The following is a 22319-nucleotide window of genomic DNA, read 5'->3' on the forward strand; positions in this document are numbered from 1 at the left end:
TTGTTCCGATAGCCCCGAATTCATTCGAGGGGCGATTCAGGCAATGACCAATCTCCTTTAAAACACCTCTTAGGATAGAGAAGCTGTCGAACTCTTTTCTAATGACCTCGATTTACAAGCCGACCAGAGCGGAAGTGCTCGCTGCTTACAATACAACCCTGCCGGATGTGATTGCTCCGAATCTTAAAATCCTATTTAGCGGCATTAATCCGAGTCTTTACAGTGCCGCTGTGGGACATCATTTCGCACGTCCAGGAAACCGATTTTGGAAAGCGATCCATCTGGCGGGATTTACCGAACGATTGTTATCCCCGTTTGAAGATCGGACACTGCTCGATCGAGATTTTGGATTAACCAACTTAGCTGAACGCGCCACCGCACGAGCCGACGAATTAACCAACGAAGATTTATCGATCGGTCATCAAGTGCTGGCGGAAAAGATTGAACACTATCAGCCTAAGCTCTTAGCAGTATTAGGAGTAAGCGCGTATCGAACTGCTTTCAAGCAACCCAAGGCACGAATGGGACTGCAAGAAAAGCCGCTGTTCGATACAACGATTTGGGTATTGCCGAATCCGAGTGGCTTGAACGCGCATTATCAACTCAACGATCTGGCAAACGTGTATCGAGAACTCTATTCGTTTGCAACACAAACTTAATCTCAAGCGTCTACACTTAACAAAAGTTTTAGATTTGAGAGGGAAATTGTGACTATCGTTCATGCGCTCAAACCTAGATTGAATAGCGCCTTCAAGCAATTGATGTCTGTACACTGGTGGATGAGTTGGGCGTATCTGGTTCTATTCGTGACCGGAACGTTTATGTCACAACTCGATCGATCTGTTTCGTATCGCGGTTCACTCTACGACTTTCATAAATCGATCGGCGTTCTCACAATGGCGCTACTCACTTGGCGGATTTTCCTACTCCTACAAGTGTGGTGGAAGAAATACACGAAACGTTTTCCAAAGTTCACCGCTGCTTGGTTTAAGACGGTTGCTCTACATACCAGTTTGTACGTGTTTATGTGGGCGGTTCCGATTAGCGGATTTCTACTCTCGAATTCGTTTCGCCCCAACAACGTGAAATTCTTTGGAATCGTTCTGCCCGATCTGTTTCCGCAGAATCCCGCAATGGTCGATATTGGTCGAAACGCGCATTTCTGGCTGTCCTACACGTTCTTGGCGTTCATTGTGCTCCATACGATCGCACAATGGAAAGTGGTTCGTGCTAATTGGCGACGATTCAACAATTTCCTTAAACCTAAATCTAAACTGCTAAAAGAATGAGACAAGCCTTCTGGAGTGCCATCACAAGTTTGATACTGATATCAGGTTGTACGCCTGTTGCATCCGTTGACGGCACTCCAGAGGGAACTCGGATCATGCCGCTGGGCGATTCGATCACACAAGCCGATCGCAATCACAATAGTTACCGTCGTCCGCTCTGGCTCAAACTTCAAGCCGCAGGATATGGAGTCAATTTTGTTGGCTCAACGAAATCGAATTATCTCGGAAATGCGCCGAATTCTGACTTTGACCAAGACCATGAAGGACACTGGGGTTGGCAAGTTGATGAAGTGTTGGAACAAATCGATCGGTGGACGCAAGACGCGAAACCAGATGTTGTACTGATTCATCTGGGGACGAACGATATTTTGCGCGGACAAAGTTTTGAAAGTACGATCGCTGAATTGCAAAAACTGATTCAGATCATGCGGCAACGAAATCCGCGCTTAAAAATCTTACTCGCGCAATTGATTCCATCATCTAACGGTGAAGCTTTAACGCAACAATTCAATCGACAAATCGCAACGTTAGCTCGATCGTTGAACACTCAAGAAAGTCCGGTCATTTTAGTCGATCAGTTCAGTGACTTTGATGCGAAGCAGGATACTTACGATGGCTTACATCCAAACGAATCGGGTGAACAGAAAATGGCAACTCGTTGGTATCAAGCGTTAGAAAAAGTACTGCCGAAGTCGCCCTAGTTTTTCCAAGCGCTACGAAACATAAAGTGACCCATCAAGAATAATGTGATTCCGATTCCAAGGAATAGCAACTGTAAGAAACTCCCAGAATCAAAACTCAATCCTACTGGAATAAAAGCAGTCCCAAGCATCCATAACATGTACGAAAGATTGCGTTGCGATCGTGATTCTAAATCCATGACGATTTCCCCTGAGTTCTTGACTCTAACGTAGCGTTTTTATCCTTTGGTATCCTGCTCCTTACAGTAGAGAAAGCCTACTTCTCTTGTTAGAAGTATTGTAGACTGATTTTGTTCCTGTCAGAGACATTGCAAAGTGATGAATTTCGCCTGAGAATGTTTGAAGTGCATTGAATGAGGAAGGGAATGAGTTCTAATCCGCTGGTTTCGGTAGTGATTGCCGCTTACAATGCCGAAGCGTTTATTTCGGATACCCTCGACTCTATTCAAGCGCAAACGTACTCTGACTTTGAAGTGATTGTGGTCGATGATGGATCAAGCGATCGCACTGCGGAAATTGTGCGATCGTATGCCCAAACTGACGATCGATTTCGATTGATTCAACAAAGAAATTCCGGTGTTGCAGCTTCTCGAAATTTAGCGATTCAACAGTCATCTGGTAAATATATTGCCCCGATCGATGCCGATGATATTTGGTATCCCGAACGGTTAGAAAAGCATGTTCGTTGCTTAGAAACATCCGATGAATCAGTCGGTTTAGTTTACTCTTGGTCAATGTATCTAACTGAATCAGGCAGTATTCGGGCATATTCACCCTTTGGGCAATTGGGACCCGTTGAAGGCAATGTTTTAGCCTTTCTTGTGTTTTATAACTTTCTGGATAATGCCAGTACTGCTCTGTTTCGTCGCAGTTGTATCGATGCTGTTGGCGATTACAATACTGAACTAAAAACTTGCGAAGATTGGGATTTGTATGTGCGAATTGCTGAACGATATCAGTTTGCGATCGTTCCCGAATATTTAATCGGTTATCGACAATATAGCGGCAGTATGTCTACGAAATGTGTCACGATGTCGCATTTCTATGAGTTGATTATGTCCAGAGTTTATCAACGCCATCCAGAGTTGTCGCCCTCGATTCGTTGTTGGGCAAATACTGTTTTTTACAATAATCTACTGAGTAAAAGTTATCTTGCAGGCGACTATGCACTGATGTTTCGATGGATTTCTTATAGCTTGAAAGGTGATTTTGCGCTGTTACTTCGCCCTGGAATTTACAAAGTTACAGTCGTAGCGATCGCGAAAACGTTAACTCAACCGCTACTAAAACGGATTCCAAAACAGCAAACTCCAAAGCCTTCTCAACTTCCAGAGACGGTGATCGAAGTTCAACCTCCCAACCCCCCACTCCCCACTTTCTGGAAGCCTTACGATCGCGTCATTTTGCACCGTTGGCAACAGATGGTAAAAACGACTCAAGTTTAGAAGAAGCGATTCCGAAAAACTAGCGAGTTGCTTGTTGTACTCTGCCCTTGCTGCAATCTGAACTAAGGAAGGTGCTTGAAGATAAGACTCCAACGAGAGTAGCTCTGTTCTCAGCGCTATCCCACCCCGGACTGGAAGTCGGGGCTAATAGAACAAAGTCCACTAAAGGGGACTGAAGAGCCTGAAGTTAAAGTCTTCAGTCCGTTGGAACGGACTTCGCCCAGTTAGCCCCGAATTCTATTCCTACTGTGTACACACAAGTCGAGTAATCTGTCGTTGTTGAGACTTTCGCCCCTAAATCCCCATTCTGGAGGACTTTGAGCAAGAGCGATTTTCAGAGTTCCAAGGATCTTCCATCCTTCAAAGTCCCCCAAATTTGGGGGATTTAGGGGGCTGAAGCCGACTGAAACGAAGCGATCCAAGACTTGTGTGTACACGGTAGACTTCCAGTCCGGGGCGGGGCAGTGCAATGAACGGCGGGATTTTATTAAGTGGCAGATCCCTAACCTTATCGATCTGAGAGGGTGTTTGAAAAGTAATCGTTGATCGCATTCACCCGCCCGGAGATGAATCTCCGGGCTAATCGGGGAAGCCCACTAAACTGGGCTAAGAACTCCGAATGATTCTCCCAGTCCGCTTCAGCGGGGTTTCTTCCATTAGCCCGGAGATTCATTTCCGGGCGGACTGGCAACGCAGCAAAGCCGCTTTTTATACTTTTCAAACACCCTCTGAGACAAGACTCTTAAAAAAGGCGTGCAATTCTGCGAGGCTTTGGTAAAGTCAAAGCAGCGATTGGTCTAGAGAAAATGCACATTCTGCATGGTACTTGGATTCCTGATGACGCAACAGACTTCGTGCAACGTGGCAAATTTTACCTGTGGGTAGAAACGCTAGAGAAGCTTAAATCGCGCAAAGCAGAAGCTTCGTTGCATCCTCGTCATTTGTTAGAGAAGTCTTTAGCAACATTTTTGACTGAACAACTCGGAATGCAAATCGCACCGAAGTCGATCGCGCCAATCTTCTTTTTGTTGCCCAGTACTCAGGAACCTTGCCCTTCGCCGGAACTGGCTCGATATCTCGAAATTGATCTGCCTGAAACTTGGGAGTGGCAGTACTGGATAGTTCAGGGTTACTGCTGCCCTGTTTCCCAAATCATCAAGCTGCTAAATGAGTGGCATTTTCTCGCTCTGCATAATCTGATTGATGTGCAGATTGGATCTGATTTACTGTTCTGGTATCACTACACGCAGTTTTTCAAGCACGTCTTTCACAACGATCGGTATATTCCTGCTCTAAACTATCGCGCAACTTCAAAACGTAAGAGCAAAACCGCTTCAGACTTTGAGATTTATCCAGGCTGGGAGATTCTTTCAACAAACTACGAATCGGAACTCACACATTACAGTGGGCGAATGCCGCTCCTTTGTACGACTGGATTTCAATCTTGTCCGTCTCAGCCACAGATGCGAAACGCGATCGCGCTTCTGCGTCATTTTTCAGAAGTGTTGCTGCACGAAATCATCCTTCAAACTCCGATTCCTGCGACGTTTGAAAAGCAGATTGCGAATACTTTAATTCAAGATTGTTTCAAGCGCTCGATCGCACCTGCAAACTACACGTTAGAGCAGTATCAGCACTGGCAAAATTGGCGCGATCGTATTGCTCAGAGCCAAGCTGAAAGCTCTTTTTCTCTTTGTTTTGCTCTGCAATCCCCGCAAGATCCAAAAGATCCTTGGGTACTCGAATTTCAAGCAGCGGCTCGACAAGATCCTTCGGTGCGAGTGCCGTTAAGTGAGTATTGGAAGACTCGAACCACAAAACGGAAAGCTCTACTCAAACAATTCGGACAAGACTTTGAGCAGCAATTATTGATGCAGCTAGGATATGCTGCCCGAATCTATCCAAAGCTTTGGGCAGGATTGGAGACTGATCAGCCGATTCAAATTCTACTGGATGTTGAAGAGGCGAATGCTTTCTTGCAAGAAACTGCTTGGGTACTCGAAGATGCAGCCTACAAAGTCATCGTTCCGGCTTGGTGGACTCCGCAAGGATGGCGACGGGCGAAAGTTCGGATGCAGGCAAAAGGGCGCAAACTGGGAAGCAGTGATAAAAGTAAAAGCTATTTTTCGGTTGATACCTTAATTGACTATCAGTACGAGCTTTCTATCAATGGCGAAGCGGTGAGTCCAAAAGAATGGGAACAGCTTGTACGATCGAAGACTGACTTAGTGCAGTTTCGCGGGCAGTGGGTTCAACTCGATCGCACACAAATGCAGCAAATGTTAGAGTTCTGGAAAAAGCACAAAAACGAGAATCCAGAGCTTAGCTTGATGGATTTGATCAAGCTTTCCGCAGAAGGTAGCAATGGGATTGAACTAGAAGTAGCATGCGACTCGATGCTTTCAGGAATGCTGACTCAGTTAAATGATAAGAGTCAGCTTGAAGTGCTACCTGATCCGAAACAGTTAAATGGAACATTGCGACCCTATCAGCAACGAGGTGTTTCTTGGCTCAGTTATCTTGAAAGCTTAGGGTTGAATGGTTGTCTTGCCGATGATATGGGCATGGGAAAGTCGTTTCAGGTGATTGCTCGATTTGTGCAAGAGCGCGAAGCAATGGCTAAATCTCGAAAAAAGGCGGCTCGGATTCCACCGACTTTACTGATCGCACCGACTTCTGTACTGGGAAACTGGCAGAAAGAGATTGAGAAGTTTGCCCCTCAGTTGCGATCGTATATTCATCACGGCAGCAGTCGGATTCAAACACTCGAAGCTTTCCAAAGTGCGATCGCGAACTATGATGTCGTGATTACGTCGTATACGCTGATTCGCAAAGATGTTTCCTTTCTCGCTTCAACCCCTTGGCAACGGATTGTGATTGATGAAGCACAGAACATTAAAAATCCTGCCTCAGCCCAAACAAAAGCGATTTTGAAGCTTCCCGCACAACATCGCCTTGCACTAACCGGAACTCCGGTCGAGAATCGCTTGCTGGATCTCTGGTCGATTTTTAACTTTCTCAATCCGGGCTATCTGGGCAAAGAAGCACAGTTTCGTAAAGCGTTTGAGGTTCCAATTCAGAAAAACAACGATCGAGTTAAATCTACAACACTGAAACAACTTGTCGAACCATTTATCCTACGGCGAGTCAAGACTGATCCAGCAATCATTCAAGACTTACCCGATAAAGTTGAGCAAAAACTGTACTGTAATCTGACAAAAGAGCAAGCCTCACTCTATGAAGCAGTCGTAAAAGATGTTCTGAATCAGATCAATGATGCAGAAGGAATTCAGCGCAAAGGGATGATCCTGGCAACGTTACTGAAGCTCAAACAGATTTGCAATCATCCAATGCAGTTTTTGCAAGATGAGAGTGAATTTTTGCCAGAGCGATCGCATAAACTTCAACGCCTGAGCGAAATGATCCAAGAAGCGATCGACGAAGGCGAAAGCATTCTTGTCTTCACTCAGTTTGCGGAGATTGGAGGCGCACTCGAAAAGTATCTGAAACACCAACACTATCGAACTTACTATCTACATGGCGGAACTGCGAGAGCAAAACGCGAAACAATGATTGCAGAGTTTCAAGACCCAGAAACGGAACCTGCAATTTTTATCTTGTCGATCAAAGCGGGTGGAGTTGGAATCACATTAACCAAAGCAAATCATGTATTTCATTTCGATCGCTGGTGGAATCCCGCTGTCGAAGATCAAGCCACCGACCGAGCATTCCGCATTGGACAGAAAAAGAATGTGTTTGTGCATAAATTCGTTGCACTTGGAACGCTTGAAGAACGGATTGATCAGATGATCGAAGATAAGAAGAAACTAGCAAGCTCGATCGTCGGTTCTGATGAATCTTGGTTAACCGAATTGAACAATGAAGCATTCAAACAACTAATCACGTTCAATCGCAGCACTATCTTGGAGTAACAATCATGGCGCAGATTTCTAAAACGTGGTGGGGCAACAAATTTATCGAAGCCTTAGAGAAGTTCACCGATACAGGGCGATTGAGTCGAGGTCGATCGTATCGAAGTAGCGATCGCATTCGTAAACTAACGATTGTCGATAGTGCGATCGTAGCTGAAGTTCGTGGCAACGTGAATCCTTACTATGGAGTTTACAAAGAGCCGATTTACGAAACAGAGATTGTAATCGCTCCAATCAGTCAAGCACAATGGACAGCCGCGATCGCGTATATTGCCTCGAAAGCCAGCTTCATCTCTAAACTATTGATTAACGAGATGCCTGACAACATCGAAGATGCGTTTACTCAACTGAACCTCAATCTACTACCCAAATCGAAAAAAGACTTTCATACTGAATGTTCTTGCCCAGATTATAGTAATCCCTGTAAGCACATTGCAGGTGTATGCTATCGAATTGCGGCAGATCTCGATCGAGATCCATTTTTACTATTTGAACTGCGAGGCATTTCTCGATCGAGGCTGCGATCTGAACTTGCGAAAACACCGCTTGGAAAAGCACTCTCGTCTGAACTCGATCGACAAGCTACTCCATTGCACTCTGTCGAATCCTTCTACACTCGTCCTGAAGTTCAGCCAATCCCTGCTGAAACAACGCTTAGAGAGTTTTGGCAAGGCAGCAAATCATTACCAAAAGACATTGAACGTCCACCTCAGAGCAGCGTGTCTGGCATCTTAGTGAAGAAGCAGGGAGACTACCCACCGTTTTGGGAGCGCGACCAATCATTCATTACAGTAATGGAGGAAGTCTACGATCGAATTAAATCTAAGAATCGAGATTTGCTCTAATACAGCGAACAAAGTCAGGGACAGACCTTTGATACACGCGACTTCAAGGAAACGATTCGCAGATTCTGAGCCAGTCATAAGGATGTCAAGACGACGATGACTTACACTCATGTGCTCAATTGAGGTTGCAGAGGAGTACGAAGTCCGCTCAATTCGTAGCGATCGACTTCCTGCAACCCCATTAGGTTTAATGACCCTAATTTTCCGTCACGGCAACAGGAGTCGCCGTCACAGGTTGGGGATTCGTCACCAATTCCTTTTTGCTGAATTTAAGTTTGCCATCGACTAAATCGATCGAGATTGTATCGCCTTCGACAAACGCATTTTCGAGCAGCTTGGTTGCGATCGGGTTTTGCAATTCCCGCTGAATTGCCCGTTTTAGTGGACGCGCTCCATAAGTTGGATCGTATCCAACATCTGCTACATATTTTTGGGCAGCAGATGACAATTCCAGCGCGATCTTTTGATCGCTGAGTAAGCCTTGAATGCGTTGAATCTGGAGTCGGACAATCTCACCCAATTCCGCACGGTTCAATGGATGGAAGAGAATCGTATCGTCGATTCGGTTGAGAAACTCTGGACGGAAATGTTTGCGGAGCGCTTTCATCACTCGTTTTTGCATTTCCTCGTATCGGGCATCATCGCCAGCAACATCAAGAATGTGTTCACTCCCGATATTGCTCGTCATGACGATCACGGTGTTGCGAAAATCGACGGTGCGACCTTGAGAATCAGTAATGCGTCCATCATCTAGCACTTGTAGCAGGATATTGAACACATCGGGATGTGCTTTCTCTACTTCGTCGAGCAGCACGACTGAATAAGGCTTGCGGCGGATTGATTCTGATAACTGTCCGCCTTCGTCGTAGCCCACATATCCGGGAGGCGCACCGACTAAGCGTGAGACTGAATGTTTCTCCATGTACTCGGACATATCAAGACGCACGATCGCATCGTCTGAATCGAACAGAAATTGAGCTAGTGCGCGGGCGAGTTCTGTTTTTCCGACTCCGGTGGGACCCATGAACAGGAAAGAACCGATCGGGCGACTGGGATCTTTCATTCCCGATCGTGCTCGTCGAATTGCAGCAGAAACAGCTTCAACCGCGTCGTGCTGTCCGATGACTCGTTCGTGTAGATGTTTCTCTAAATTCAGGAGTTTCTGGCGTTCGGATTCGAGGAGCCGCGTTACAGGAATGCCTGTCCAACGAGCGACGATTTCGGCAATGTCCGCTTCGGTGACTTGTTCGCGTAGTAGAGCGGTTCCGCCTGCTTGGAGTTCTAGAAGTTGTGCTTCTTGTTTTTCTCGATCGTGCTGCAAAGCTTCAAGTCGTCCGTACTTCAATTGTGCGGCAGTGTTGAGATCATACGCCCGTTCAGCTTGCTCGATTTGGACTCGAAGCTGATCTTCTTCCATCTTGAGCGATTTGATCGTTTCGAGGATTTGCTTCTCGTTTTGCCACTGGGAATCGAGCGCGTCTTTTTTCGGCTGGAGTTCTGCGATTTCTTGTTCGAGCCGTTCGAGTCGATCTTTGGAATTTCGGCTTAGACCGGATAATCCGGTGATCTTGTCCTCGCTCTTAACTGAGAGTTTTTCCATCTCAAGCTGTCTCAAGCGACGCTCGATTTGTTCTAGCTCGGTTGGTTTCGAGGTGATCTCCATTCGGAGTTTTGCGGCAGCTTCGTCTACGAGATCGATCGCTTTATCGGGAAGAAAGCGATCACTAATGTATCGACTGGACAAAGTGGCAGCCGCAACTAAAGCGGAATCGGTGATATTCACCCCGTGGTGAACTTCGTAGCGCTCTTTTAACCCGCGCAAAATCGAAACCGTATCTTCGACGCTGGGCTGATCGATCACGACTTGCTGGAATCGTCGCTCTAGTGCCGCATCTTTTTCGATGTACTTCCGGTACTCATCTAAGGTTGTTGCTCCGATACAGCGCAATTCTCCCCGCGCCAACATCGGTTTAAGCAAGTTTCCGGCATCCATATTGCCTTGACCGCCTGCGCCCGCTCCAACGACCGTGTGAAGTTCATCGATGAATAGAACGATCTGCCCGTCCGAATCGATTACTTCTTTGAGAACGGCTCGGAGTCGATCCTCGAATTCGCCTCGATATTTTGCACCTGCAATTAGCGATCCCATATCAAGGGAAATTAGTTTGCGATTTTTGAGGGATTCGGGGACATCACCGTTTACGATCCGTTGCGCTAGACCTTCAGCGATCGCAGTTTTTCCAACTCCCGGTTCGCCGATCAAAACCGGATTATTTTTAGTCCGCCGAGACAGAACTTGAACGACTCGACGAATTTCGCCATCGCGTCCGATCACTGGATCGATTTTGCCTGCTTTGGCGCGTTCGGTGAGATCTAAGCCAAATTTTTCTAAAGCAGAATAACGCGATTCGGGAGCTTGATCGACCACTTTTTGACTCCCGCGAATATCGCGAATGGCTGTGTCTAGTCGGGCTGTATCGACATTGAAACTGCGGAAGATCTTTAATCCGAGACGGGGATCATTCGCAAACGCCTGGACGATGTGTTCGATCGAAATAAAATCGTCCTGCATTGAAGCTCGCGCTGCTTCGGCTCGATCGAGCATCGTATCGAGATATCGCCCCAAATAAAGCTGTTCGGTGCTACCAACTTTTGGCTGACGGCGGGTAAAGTCGTCTACCTGTTGAAAAAGTCGATTCGGTTCGATGCCCGCTTTGCTTAGAATCTTTCCTGCAAAGCTCTCTTCTTGCTCTAGCAGGCTGATCATCAAATGTTCGACTTCTAAATTCTGGTGTCGATAGCGTCGAACGACATCTTGTGCCTGTACGATCGCTTCCCAGGCTTTATCTGTAAATTTGCTGGGGTCTGTGGGTTGCATGTATTCCGATAAGATTTTGTCATCGCTCTTCTTGAAACTTTACTCTAACAGGTCTGATGACTTCTTTCATTCCGCTTTTAGAGATGGTTTATTCAATTAGAAAGAACGTAAGCCGATCTTGATATTTCGACGTGTTTTGTTGCGGTGTCGGAGATGACGATCGCGGCGAAATTCATCAGATTCGTTATAGTAAAGTCCACGGAATCGCAGTGGGATTATGTTGGAGAAACCGAAAAGTCGAAGAGTTGCAGCGTTACTCGCGATCGTCGGAGTTGTTCCGGTGTTCGGCGGGTTTCATTTGGTCGGTTTACATAAGCTCTATTTGGGACAGCGCTGGTGGTGTTTGATTTATCTGGCGCTGGCACTCACAGGAAGTAAAATTGCCTGGATCGCGGCGTTGTTTGATGCGGTGTTTTATCTGATTCAAAATCCTGATGAGTTCGATGTGAATTTTAACGATGAAGTGGCTGCGGTGGGACTGTCCGCGAATCCGGTGCTGAGTGTTTCGGAAAGTTTGCGCGAACTCGATCAGCTTCGAGAAGATGGTTTAATTTCAGAATACGAATTTGAACAGAAACGGCGGAAATTGCTCGATCGTATTAAATAGATGCTCAACTGGTTTTCTTCTGCACTGCTGAAATCTAAGATTCAAAACGATCCGTATTATCGATTTCAATCTTTGGCGGAAATTCGGGTCGCGGCGGATTTGGGTATTCAAATCGATGTGAATCAGGCAAGTGTGGACGATTGGTTACGGTTGCCTGGATTATCGATTCATCAGGCGAAAACATTGACGCAGTTGAGTGAATTAGGAATGCAGTTTTTCTGTGTTGAAGATGTGGCGGCAGCGTTAGGGGTTTCACTTCAGCGGATGAAACCGTTAGAACCTGTGATGAAATTTTGTTATTACGATCCAGACAGTTTGCATCAAATTCAGCGAGTGAATTTGAACGCGGCAACGGTAAATGAATTAACGCAGATTCCAGAGATTCGATCGGTGTTAGCAAGAGCGATCGTTAGAGATCGCCAAGTTCGCGGCAACTACAAAAATTTAGTCGATTTGCAACAGCGACTTTCTCTTCCAAGTGCGCTCATTGCTGAATTGATGCACTATTTACGCTTTTGAATATGACGATCGAAGGAAAAGCAACATTCACGATCGGCAGTGCGTTCTACAATCCCAATGCTGAAACAGTAAGAGATTTAGCGGTGCTGGCGGCGGCTGTTTATCGACGCGATCGCGGTCGTTTACGAGTTTTAGATGCAATGGCAGGTTGTGGAGTGCGATCGCTGCGATACATTCTCGAAAGCCAAGCCGATTTTGTTTGGGCAAATGATAGTAATACGGACATTCAAGCGGTGTTAAGTGAGAACTTAGCGCAGGGTTTGAAAACTGACCAGTATCAAGTTAGCGATCGAGATGCAATCCGAGTCTTTTTCGATTGCTATAACCGCCAAGACTACTATGATTTAGTCGATGTCGATGGCTTTGGATCTCCGGTTCCGTATGTTCATGCCAGTTTGAGTGCTTGTACGATTGGTGGATTAATTTATCTCACGAGTACAGACGGGCGAACAGTCACCGGACGCGCTTCAGAAAACTGTGTTGCAGACTACGGTGCGGTTGCTCGAATTCATCCATCTGCCCATGAGCAAGGGTTGCGCTTGATTCTGGGAAATGTTCAACAGCAAGCAGCTTCACGCGGAATGGGAATCGTTCCTGTGTTTTCTTATTTCACGGGACAAACGTATCGAGTGATGGTGCGGTTAGTTTCGTCGATTCAATTGACTGAGCAGAACTATGGATTTTTGGGCTTTTGTCATGAATGCGGAACTTATCAGAAAGTTGAATGGCGAAAATTAGGTCGATCGAATTGTTCGTTAGAAGGTCGATCGCTCGTTTTAAGTGGCGCAATGTGGTTAGGCAATCTGCATGATTCGGTACAAATTGCAGAAATGATCAAAGTAGCAACCGATTGGAATTGGATATCACAGATCCGATTGTTGGAAGTGATGCAAGCAGAGGCGGAAATGCCACCGTATTTCTATACTTTGGGCGAGATAGGACGACGCGGAAAATTAGACATTCCTAAATCGAATTATTTGATTCAAACGTTGCAGGATTGGGGACACCGAGCGAGTTTGACACATATCGATCGAGAAGCAATCAAAACTAATGCCGATTTACCGACTTGTATTCGAGCCGCAAAATCATACTCCTTTCGTCGGAGTTAAGTTGACTAAACTGCGAGGGACAGTTTACCCTGGAAATAGGAATAGCCAAAACTTGGAAGTTTTGGATTCCGATCGCTCTAAAGCAGAGAAGTAATTCTAGTTTGGTTTTTGGAATTGCTATCCGCGCCCAAAGGCAGTAAACACGGTGATTTTATGCACTATCTAAAAGAAGTTCCAGACATATAGCGGGCATTGTCAGGAAGCACAATTTAGTGATTTGCAATTGGAATTTAAACAATCTGAATCGTTGTTTTCTGATGTGTTCTGCATAACACATTGGAACTAACGGTTTTTAGTGTTTTGTCTGATTCGGTGTAATGTTAAATTGCATTCGACACTTTGTTGTGCGATCGAATAATTTTCACGTTCCAAGTTCGATTTTTTGTCGCATTTCAAAAGGAAATTTTTTGCATGTTATCCGTTGATGTAAATGTTGCGTACCGTACTGCAACATCCAAAGACGTAGATGTTTTACTTGAATTGGTTGGAGAGTTTCACAAAATTGAAAAACTCCCATTCGATCCAGTTCTCGATCGCGTTTCACTCCAACAATTCCTTAGTACTCCCGCACTGGGAAGAGTTTGGTTGATTACCGAACGCGATCATGTCATCGGTTATGTTGCCGTTACCTTTAGCTACAGTATTGAATTTCGTGGTTTGGGTGCTTATATCGATGAGTTGTATTTGCGTTCTGATTATCGTGGACAAGGCATTGGCAGTCGGACATTGAAATTTGTTGAACAGGTTTGTCGATCGCTGAATATTCCTTCACTTGCGCTCTCTGTGCATGAGGATAATGAGCGGGCGTACAAGGTTTATCGCAAGGCAGGGTACAGCGATCGAGGGTATCAGGTGATGATGAAATCGATCGCGTAATCTACTTCACTTGCAGTGCTTGATCTCGTTTCAAATCGTTTTGGTTCACCCAAACCGTCTTTTGACCATTCGAGATCCGGCATAGGTAGAACGCTTTATCGTGGACAACCTGCTCGACTTTCTGAATTGTCCAGCCTGGTTTTCCACGATAAAGCACAGATTCCCCGACTTTTGGAACCCAAGAGCCAATCTTTGCGATCGGGGTCAATCTCGCATCGGTATAGTGCCAAAGCGCGATCGCAGTTCTCTCAATCCAAGGCGTAATTCGATCGGCAATCACCGCTAATCCCAATGTTCCAACCGCCATCCAAGGCAACACTTGATAGTAGAGCGGAAGCTGATTCTGCACATAGAGATTCAAAGTGCGATCGACCACAAAATTATGAATCAGAAAATAGCTGTAGCTGTGAAGTCCAAGCCAAACCATTACAGACCCAAGATTCAAGCGATCGCTCAAAAATCGGAATATGACCATACAGCAGAGCGTTAACCCGACTGCTAAGAAGAAATCATCGAAGATCCAACCAAATCGGTAAAACTGAGCAACAAAGCCGATCGCATAAATGCTAACTCCAACCAGCAACGCTCTCGAAGATCTCCAGAAAATAACTCCTTTGCCTTGTGAATACTGACGCGCAATCACCATTCCTAACACAAACGTGCTGAGTTTAGAAATGAAGTGAACAAAGGGTTGCCAACCTGCCGCAGCAGATACGATCGCATAAGTTGGATGTCCCTGAAACACATAAACTGCGAATGCACGATACACAAATGTGATCACAGTACTCACAATCAATAAATTGCGAGATCCCCAACGGTTCATCAAATACCAAAGAACCGGAAAAATTAATGCAAAACTAATAATCAGCGGTACAAACCACCAAGGTCCACTCGTCGGCAACAACAAATCGCCGCCATAATCAAACAGAATCGGAAAGGACATACCCGCAAATGTATGCCACGCATCGGGAATGTAGCTACTCGTCGATTTTCCAATCAACCACAGAATCGGATACGACAACCAAGCCACCGTCCAAAACGGCAGCAAAATTCGTAACAATCTGCGTTTGAGAAAGCGACCCACCTCGATCGGCTTTCCTTTCAGCGACAGCACCAAACTAAAGCCGCTCACCAACACAAACACATCCACAAACTGGTATCCAAACCAGACGGGCAAACTTAGCGCTTGAGTGATCCAACTGTCCCCAAGTTGGCGAGTCGCTGTAAACAACTGTTGAAGATTCGCAATCAGTCCCGTTGGCTGAGGCGTAAAGGCGTACTTCGTGAACAGAAGTTGCGCGTGATAGAACAGCAGAAACACCGCTGCAAAAATGCGAATTCCCTCTAGCCACGCTAATCGTCTTAACTTTTTCGATTCAGCCATCCGTACTATTTCTCCTCCGATCAATCGTTGCCGTGACGAATTCCCCGTTTGAGTGTGGCATCCGAGCAACGTAATTTCTTAAAAATCAGCCAATTTATAGATTTATGACTGTGAAATGATCAAGTTTTCTAATCAGCCTGTCACTCTAGCATGAGAGTAACGAACCGCTTCATAGAATTTCATCTCACACAAGAAAGACAGGTGAGAAACTAAAGAAATATCACTGAGAGCAGGCGATCTTAGAGGATGTTTGAAAAGTATAGAAAGATTCTTCGGTGCGATTGTGTTCCGCCCGTGATTAGAAACCACGGTCTAGCGGAAAAAGTCCACTAAAGGGGACTCAAAGCTAATCGTCATATCCTCTTCAGTCTGTTTCAACAGACTTTGTTCCGATAGCCCCGAATTCCATTCGAGGGGCGATTCAGGCGATGAACGATTACTTTTCAAACATCCTCTTAAAGCAACGCGATCGCCAAACTCGAATGATCCGGAATTGCGAACAGGATTGCTGTAAATGGACTATAGCTTCCGTACAAGTCGATCGTAGAACCCGTACATTTACGCAATTGTATTCGCAGTAGAAAATAAAAATCCAGGATCTTACCGTATGGATCGCTGGGCAAATCCGATTCAATCTGTGCAATACATATCGAATTTAAGCTATGAAAATGAAATTCACGACACGCGACTTGTCGATGCTTGAAGACTTTCGCATCGATCGACTCAAAGACCTTTACGCTCAAACTCTCTCTGGCTGCTTGTTAGAGACAAAATTCGACGCGCTTCTGGTGCATTGCTCCGAACCCTGGTGCGTCGATCAAGTGATGGAAGAACTCGATCGCATCGTCAAAGCAGCTTGGGTCGTTCTTGGTGTGAAAGCGGTTTCGGTTTGTTACGCCAACGAGGAAGTTTGCCGAGTCAAAGCGAGCGGGCTGCCTTGTGCATCAAGATAAGTAAATCCACCGTTTACCATAGAAAATAGACTTACTGGGTAAACGACAGCGATGACACTTCCTTCGATACCGATCGCATTAACGATCGCGGGTTCTGACAGTGGCGGCGGTGCGGGAATTCAAGCCGATCTACGAACTTTTGCGTTTCATTGTGTACATGGAACGAGCGCTCTCACCTGTATCACCGCACAAAATACGATCGGTGTAACCCGTGTAGATGCGTTACCTCCCGAAGCGGTGACGGCTCAAATTGAAGCGGTACTTCAGGATATTGGAGTACAAGCGGCAAAAACCGGAATGCTGTTGAACGAAGGCATTATTGCAGCGGTTTCTGAACAAGCTTCAAACATTCCAAATTTAGTTGTTGATCCCGTCATGGTTTCGCGAACCGGAGCGCAACTCATTGATGATGCAGCGATCGCGGCGCTCAAAACGCTTCTGATTCCCCAAGCACTGATTCTCACGCCAAATCGCTACGAGGCTCAACTCCTCAGCGGCATTGAAATCAGCACGTTACAAGATATGCAGAAAGCGGCTCAACAAATTTCTGAACTGGGAGCCAAATCGGTTCTAGTAAAAGGTGGCGGAATGCGGGATGAACTGCGCGGAGTCGATGTTTGGTTTGATGGATCTCAGTGCGAAACCTTTGCGATCGAGCGAGTGGATACGAAGCATACACATGGAACGGGATGCACCTTAGCGGCAGCGATCACGGCAAATTTGGCATTGGGAAAAGATCTGCGATCGGCAATTCAAGCCGCGAAACAGTATGTCACGAAAGCATTGGAATACTCATTAGCGATCGGGCAGGGGCAAGGTCCGGTCGGTCATTTTTTCCCTTTGTTACAACGCGATGGATAATCGATATAGCAATCCGTTTTGAGTTGTAAGATTCGGGAACGCCCCCAAACCCCCAATTCTGGGGGCTATGACTCCGGTTCCCCCAAACTTGGGGGCTAGGGGGCGCGATCAATCTTGATTTCACGACTGATTTAGGATTGCTATAGAATTCTCTTCAATTCACCAAAGCGGTGTTTTCTCCAAAATGGATACGGTTTTCCCCCTGTCTTAAAATTTGCGCTAGGCTAAAAAACCGACACAATAAAGAAAAATAAAGCAAAAACATTCACCGTTAGCTTTGAGAATTCGCCTTTACACAGGAACTAGCTAGTTCTACTTCTTGTGCGTAGCTGATCTCGCTTACGCGCAGCTACTTCTGGAGTATTCTCATGTCTTCGATCGCGGCTTCTAGTGCGCTAGAAAATCGCTTGCTTGCAGCGCTTCCCCACGAGATTTATCAGCGATTATTGGTTTATCTAGAACCTGTAACGCTGACCACTCAAGAAATTCTCCACCCAATCGGGGAAGTCATCTCATACGTTTATTTTCCGATCCGATCGCTGATTTCGCTGACGACGCTGCTCTCGAATGGTTCTGTACTTGAAGTTGGGCTAGTCGGACACGACGGTTTTGTTGGAACTTCTGTGATTTTGGGACGGCGTGAAAGTGTCCAGCAAGCGATCGTTCAAGTAGGGGATTCTGCTCTCCGTTTGCCAATTCAGCCTCTAATAGAGGAATTTGAACAAAGTTCTGAACTGCAAACAATCTTATTAGAGTACGTTCAAGTTTTACTATTACAAACTTCGCAATTAGCAGCCTGCCATCGGTTTCATTCAATTCGGGAACGATTGGCGCGACAGTTATTACTCATTCAAAATGCCTTACAGGTGAATGAATTTACGATTACGCATGAAGCGCTGGCACAAATGTTAGGAACTCGTCGATCAGGGATCACGGTCGCAATGGGAGAACTCACTCGATCGGGGGCAATTCAGTGCAGTCGGGGACGAATTACGATCGTGCAGCGATACGTTTTAGAAGCAATTTCTTGTGAATGCTATGCGGTGATTCGAGCAGAAAGCGATCGATTTCACCGCGAAAGCACTTCATGAATCGGCTGCAAGTTCTGGAGTTTGAACAATCTTTTCTTCTGCATGAGGCACATAGAAGCTGGCAACGAGCGCGACACTCAACCACCAAAGGACGCTCACTTCCGGGCGATACCAAACGGTGTCTACGATTCCATGTCCCATCATGCCTGCCATCGAGGTGATTGCACCAATCAGCCAGAACCCATCAGGATCGTTGATCGCTCTCAGTCGCCGTAATTGCAAAAATCCTTGATTGAACGTGACCAACAACAACCACAGAAACGCGGTGAGTCCAATCAAACCGGATTCGACCGTAATTTCTAGCAACACAGAGTAAGCACTCAGAGCGCTAAATCGTGCGGCGGAATAAAGCGGGTACATGCTTTTGAATACGAGATCCCCAGGACCAAATCCCAGAATGGGTCGATCGCGAATCATGTCGAGTACCGATCGCCAAACGTTCAATCGAAACGCATTACTACTGTCGCCACTTCCAGCAAAGATCGTACTTACACGATATCGAAACGGTGTAACAAACAGAAATCCCAAGACGAAAACGCCTGCCAATCCACCAAACATCAGCGGCAATGCCCAGACTCGCAAAAATCTTGGTAAGTAAGCGCTCCACCAATATCGCAGCAGCACAATCAGCACCAAGACGGCAATTACTAATCCAATCCAAGCCCCTCGGCTCTGAGTTAGGAGTAAACAAGCCGTATTCATGCCGAACATGACGATCGCTAAAAATTTCGGCATCCAGCGTTTCCACACAAAGATCGCGCTGAAGGACAGCCACACCGCAGGCATGAGATATCCAGCGAGTAGATTCGGATTGCCCAAATAGCTATACACCCGCGTCGATTGGGCAGTCGGAGATTCGGGATCAACCCAAGTCGCTAATGCATCTGCACCAAAAATCGCCTGTTGAATTCCATAGGTACTAACTGCCAAAGCGGTCAAGAGAAAAGCTGCGATCGAGAACGATCGTAGTTTTGGCGATCGTAAAACTCGCGCCATCAGAATGAAAAACATTAGATAGAGCGAAAGTTTTCCCAGTCCCACAAAGGCAAGCCGTTTGAGCGGAGACAATCCAGCCGCGATCGAGGCAATTCCCCAGAACGCCATCACAAGCAAATGAATTGGCGTAAAACCAGCGCGAGGATCGGTATCAGAAACGGTTAACAGCAACCACATCAGAATGCAAGTTGCCAGCAACCAGCCGATCAAATCCGTGGGAACGAAGGGAGAAAGCGCGAACACGAGACTGATTAACAGAGCCGCGATCGCATCTCCGTGTCGCATTAGCCAGCTTTGTTGTCGCCAGCCGGAGAGCGATCCCACGACCCATTGATAGACGTAACTGACCGATCGCCATTCTCGTAGGGGAAGCGTCGTTAATGTCACCTGTTGCCAAACCGAATTCATACGCGAATTTCCTATGCTTTGAAGCAAAAAACCCTAGCGAATGGGCTAGGGCTTATTATCCGCGATATTGACGTTTTGGCAAGGTTACTGGGTTAATCGAGGAAGCGTAATCACATATCGATAGCCCGGTTCTGATGCGCCTTGAATCAGAATTTGTCCACCGTGCATTTCTGCCAGTTGCCGACTCAGAAGCAATCCGAGATTTTTCCGAACCGCATCTGCATCAGGAATTTCTGGAGAATCATCAAGGTCGGTGAATTTCGTCGCACTCAGAGCGGCAACGGGCATCAATCCGGCTCCCGCACGATGACCATTACTGCTCGAAGCATCGTAAGCAGCGATCAAACTCGTCTGCGGAACCATCATTTCCCCGTATCCGCCCATTCCATCTCCAAGGCAAGGATGCGATGCCCAAACAGTGAGGCGCAATCCGCTACTTTTTTGAGACACATGAAGCCGTACAATACTGCCTGCATTCGAGGATTGAATCACGCTGAATATTAGGTGATACAACATTTGACGGATCTTCTCTTTGTCGAGCAACCAGATGCGATTTCCAGGTTCGACCGAGAGACGGATTTGTTGTTCACGACGATTTGCCGCTTGCTCTAGAGTGCTGATTGCCTGTTGACAGAGCATTTCGATATCGATCGACGCTAAATTCAACGCTCGACTACTATCATCAAGCTGCGACAGTTCCAGAATCTCCTTCACCAGCGATAACAAATACTGTCCGCTGTGGTGAATGATGTCCAAATATTCTTTCTGTTTGCTAGTTAACGGTCCATAAATCTCGCGATTCAGAACGCTTGCCATTCCCATGACCGAAGTTAGCGGGGTGCGTAACTCTTGGGTAAGTTGAGCCAGCAGTTCAAACTTCACCGGATTTGCGGGAGCAACTGAAGCCGGAGGTTGAATCGTTGGGATCGGAGTGCCAGCCGCTTGAGACTTGAGTAATTGCAGTCGTTCATACTCGCTCATGCTCAAACGCGCCGTCAGCATGAGAAATTCCGCATCGCGCTCTGTGAAATTACGGGGGCGGGAATCCATCACACAGAGCGTCCCGATGCAGTCTCCACTGACCGTAAGCAGCGGCGCACCGAGATACGCACGAATCCCATACTGTTGACATAACAAAGAATTTGCAAATGCGGGGTGATCTAGCGTGTCGTCGATCGCTAAAACCTGCTGACTATCGACCACATACGTGCAGAACGATTCTTCACGCGGCAATTGGCGAGAGAGTGCCAGATCATTCATGATCCCCAAGCGAGACAGACCCACAGCGGACTTGAACCACTGTCGCGACTGATCCATCATCAAACCGAGCAAACTAATCGGCGCACCGAGTGAGTGAGCTACGGTCTGGGTCGCTTCTTCAAAGATCGGTACAATTTCGGAATCGAGCAATCCGAGTTCCGTCAGTACCAACGATCGCTGCTGCTCACGGGCGGCAGTCGTTAACCCATCTAATCGACAAAAGAGCCTGTTTTCGGGGATTCCCATTCCAACCCCTATCCTCGATTTAAAGAACTTCTCAAACGGTCTGACCAAAGTGTGGTGGAATCCACGGCGGTCAAACCGTCTGTAACTATACAAAGATTGCCCTGACCTGCGAATGGATCAACGTTCGCGCACAGGGAAGATTACGGAAGTTTACACGATCGAGAAGATGCGTCCTGATGAGATTACGGATATTTTACTTGTCCCAGGCGGAATGATTCAGCAAGGCAGCGATCACCCGAACGCCGCGTAATTGATTTGACAAGGGTAAATGTCCTTTGGGAGCGGTCAAACTCCAGGTAAATCCATCTGGGTAGCGTGTCCAGATATATCCGGATTTCCACCCGATCTTTGCCCAAAGTTTTTCCCACTTCTTACCGAGACTGAGCCAGAGTTGTCGCTGGACTGAGAAGCCGAATTGGTAATCGGAATGGGCTAACCAAAGCGCATCGATCGTGTGTAAATCGGTAGTCGGAAAATGCTCGACTTCGGTGAAATATAGCCATTTTCGTAACACAGCCGATTCGCCAGCCAGTTCACAAAGTTTCTGAATCGTCAGTCGATCGGCTTCTTGGAATTTCTGCTGTGCGAGCAACTGCTGAAGTTCAGTGTAATCAATATTTTTCTCAGACTTCAGCGGCACAGTTCCAGTCGGAAAATGCTGCTGAAGAAATTCTAGAACTCTCGGAATTTGAGAGCGATAAAGCGTTTGATAAATCTTTGCGGTGACTCGACCCGGTTCATGCTGATCCAATAAGAATTCCATCAGCGCAGGGATGCCATCGTCACCAAGCGCGGTTAGTTCGTCGATCGTTTGAAGCTGCACCTTTTCGGAGTCAGATCGGAGCTTCAGTTGGAGAGCCGCGATGCTGTTGGGAAGATCGAGGGCTGAAGAAGTCTCTAAATTAGTCATGTAAACCGT

General features: G+C 46.5%; 18 protein-coding genes. 13 read left to right on the forward strand and 5 right to left on the reverse strand.

Annotation, left to right across the window (positions count from 1 at the left end):
• Positions 1-101: 101 nt before the first annotated feature.
• The 6 genes from mug (at position 102) to ACQ4M5_RS11360 (ending at position 8212) form a co-directional block, all read left to right on the forward strand.
• Positions 102-659, forward strand: a complete 558-nt coding sequence (mug, locus tag ACQ4M5_RS11335; RefSeq protein ID WP_430675719.1) for a G/U mismatch-specific DNA glycosylase — start codon at positions 102-104, stop codon at positions 657-659.
• Positions 660-707: 48 nt separating this feature from the next.
• Entirely contained in the window at positions 708-1289 is a 582-nt protein-coding gene (locus tag ACQ4M5_RS11340) for a cytochrome b (protein ID WP_430675720.1), read from the forward strand.
• Positions 1286-1990 carry an SGNH/GDSL hydrolase family protein gene (locus tag ACQ4M5_RS11345; protein WP_430675721.1) on the forward strand — a complete coding sequence of 235 codons (705 nt, stop codon included), beginning with the start codon at positions 1286-1288 and terminating at the stop codon, positions 1988-1990. The genes ACQ4M5_RS11340 and ACQ4M5_RS11345 overlap by 4 nt, the downstream gene beginning before the upstream one ends.
• Positions 1991-2355: 365 nt before the next feature.
• A complete protein-coding gene (locus ACQ4M5_RS11350; protein ID WP_430675722.1) occupies positions 2356-3435 on the forward strand; it encodes a glycosyltransferase family 2 protein in 1080 nt (359 codons plus the stop codon).
• 806 nt (positions 3436-4241) lie between these two features.
• The gene (locus ACQ4M5_RS11355; protein ID WP_430675723.1) at positions 4242-7367 is read left to right on the forward strand and encodes a DEAD/DEAH box helicase; all 3126 of its coding nucleotides are present in this window, start codon (positions 4242-4244) and stop codon (positions 7365-7367) included.
• A 5-nt stretch (positions 7368-7372) separates the two neighbouring features.
• Positions 7373-8212: an SWIM zinc finger family protein gene (locus tag ACQ4M5_RS11360; protein WP_430675724.1), complete on the forward strand. Its 840-nt coding sequence runs from the start codon at positions 7373-7375 to the stop codon at positions 8210-8212.
• Positions 8213-8408: 196 nt separating this feature from the next.
• On the opposite strand, the gene clpB is transcribed toward ACQ4M5_RS11360, so the two are convergent.
• Positions 8409-11090 (reverse strand): ATP-dependent chaperone ClpB, encoded by a 2682-nt coding sequence (clpB, locus tag ACQ4M5_RS11365; protein ID WP_430675725.1) that lies wholly within the window; start codon positions 11088-11090, stop codon positions 8409-8411.
• A 217-nt stretch (positions 11091-11307) separates the two neighbouring features.
• On the opposite strand from clpB, the gene ACQ4M5_RS11370 reads away from it, so the two are divergent.
• The 4 genes from ACQ4M5_RS11370 to ACQ4M5_RS11385 all read left to right on the forward strand — a co-directional run bounded on the left by ACQ4M5_RS11370 (position 11308) and on the right by ACQ4M5_RS11385 (position 14201).
• On the forward strand, positions 11308-11697 hold the full coding sequence (locus ACQ4M5_RS11370) for an SHOCT domain-containing protein (protein ID WP_430675726.1): 390 nt from the start codon (positions 11308-11310) through the stop codon (positions 11695-11697).
• Positions 11698-12216 carry a helix-hairpin-helix domain-containing protein gene (locus ACQ4M5_RS11375; RefSeq protein WP_430675727.1) on the forward strand — a complete coding sequence of 173 codons (519 nt, stop codon included), beginning with the start codon at positions 11698-11700 and terminating at the stop codon, positions 12214-12216.
• Between the two features lie 2 nt (positions 12217-12218).
• A complete protein-coding gene (locus ACQ4M5_RS11380) occupies positions 12219-13325 on the forward strand; it encodes a tRNA (guanine-N1)-methyltransferase (RefSeq protein ID WP_430675728.1) in 1107 nt (368 codons plus the stop codon).
• A 411-nt stretch (positions 13326-13736) separates the two neighbouring features.
• Complete coding sequence (locus ACQ4M5_RS11385; RefSeq protein ID WP_430675729.1) at positions 13737-14201, forward strand: N-acetyltransferase family protein; 465 nt, start codon at positions 13737-13739, stop codon at positions 14199-14201.
• Between the two features lies 1 nt (position 14202).
• On the opposite strand, the gene ACQ4M5_RS11390 is transcribed toward ACQ4M5_RS11385, so the two are convergent.
• On the reverse strand, positions 14203-15585 hold the full coding sequence (locus ACQ4M5_RS11390; RefSeq protein WP_430675730.1) for an acyltransferase family protein: 1383 nt from the start codon (positions 15583-15585) through the stop codon (positions 14203-14205).
• Between the two features lie 662 nt (positions 15586-16247).
• Here ACQ4M5_RS11390 and ACQ4M5_RS11395 point away from each other — a divergent pair.
• From ACQ4M5_RS11395 to ACQ4M5_RS11405, 3 genes are all read left to right on the forward strand, one after another.
• The gene (locus tag ACQ4M5_RS11395) at positions 16248-16538 is read left to right on the forward strand and encodes a hypothetical protein (protein WP_430675731.1); all 291 of its coding nucleotides are present in this window, start codon (positions 16248-16250) and stop codon (positions 16536-16538) included.
• A gap of 51 nt (positions 16539-16589) precedes the next feature.
• Positions 16590-17399 (forward strand): bifunctional hydroxymethylpyrimidine kinase/phosphomethylpyrimidine kinase, encoded by an 810-nt coding sequence (thiD, locus tag ACQ4M5_RS11400; RefSeq protein ID WP_430675732.1) that lies wholly within the window; start codon positions 16590-16592, stop codon positions 17397-17399.
• A 368-nt stretch (positions 17400-17767) separates the two neighbouring features.
• Entirely contained in the window at positions 17768-18490 is a 723-nt protein-coding gene (locus ACQ4M5_RS11405; RefSeq protein ID WP_430675733.1) for a Crp/Fnr family transcriptional regulator, read from the forward strand.
• On the opposite strand, the gene ACQ4M5_RS11410 is transcribed toward ACQ4M5_RS11405, so the two are convergent.
• From ACQ4M5_RS11410 to ACQ4M5_RS11420, 3 genes are all read right to left on the reverse strand, one after another.
• Positions 18485-19894 (reverse strand): IctB family putative bicarbonate transporter, encoded by a 1410-nt coding sequence (locus tag ACQ4M5_RS11410; protein ID WP_430675734.1) that lies wholly within the window; start codon positions 19892-19894, stop codon positions 18485-18487. The two genes, ACQ4M5_RS11405 and ACQ4M5_RS11410, sit on opposite strands and share 6 nt — an antisense overlap.
• Before the next feature lie 84 nt (positions 19895-19978).
• Entirely contained in the window at positions 19979-21400 is a 1422-nt protein-coding gene (locus ACQ4M5_RS11415; protein ID WP_430675735.1) for a GAF domain-containing sensor histidine kinase, read from the reverse strand.
• Positions 21401-21593: 193 nt separating this feature from the next.
• A complete protein-coding gene (locus ACQ4M5_RS11420) occupies positions 21594-22310 on the reverse strand; it encodes a GUN4 N-terminal ARM-like repeat domain-containing protein (RefSeq protein WP_430675736.1) in 717 nt (238 codons plus the stop codon).
• Between the last annotated feature and the right edge of the window lie 9 nt (positions 22311-22319).

It is taken from the genome of Leptolyngbya sp. AN10, from assembly GCF_050565645.1.
Lineage (GTDB): Bacteria > Cyanobacteriota > Cyanobacteriia > Leptolyngbyales > Leptolyngbyaceae > Leptolyngbya.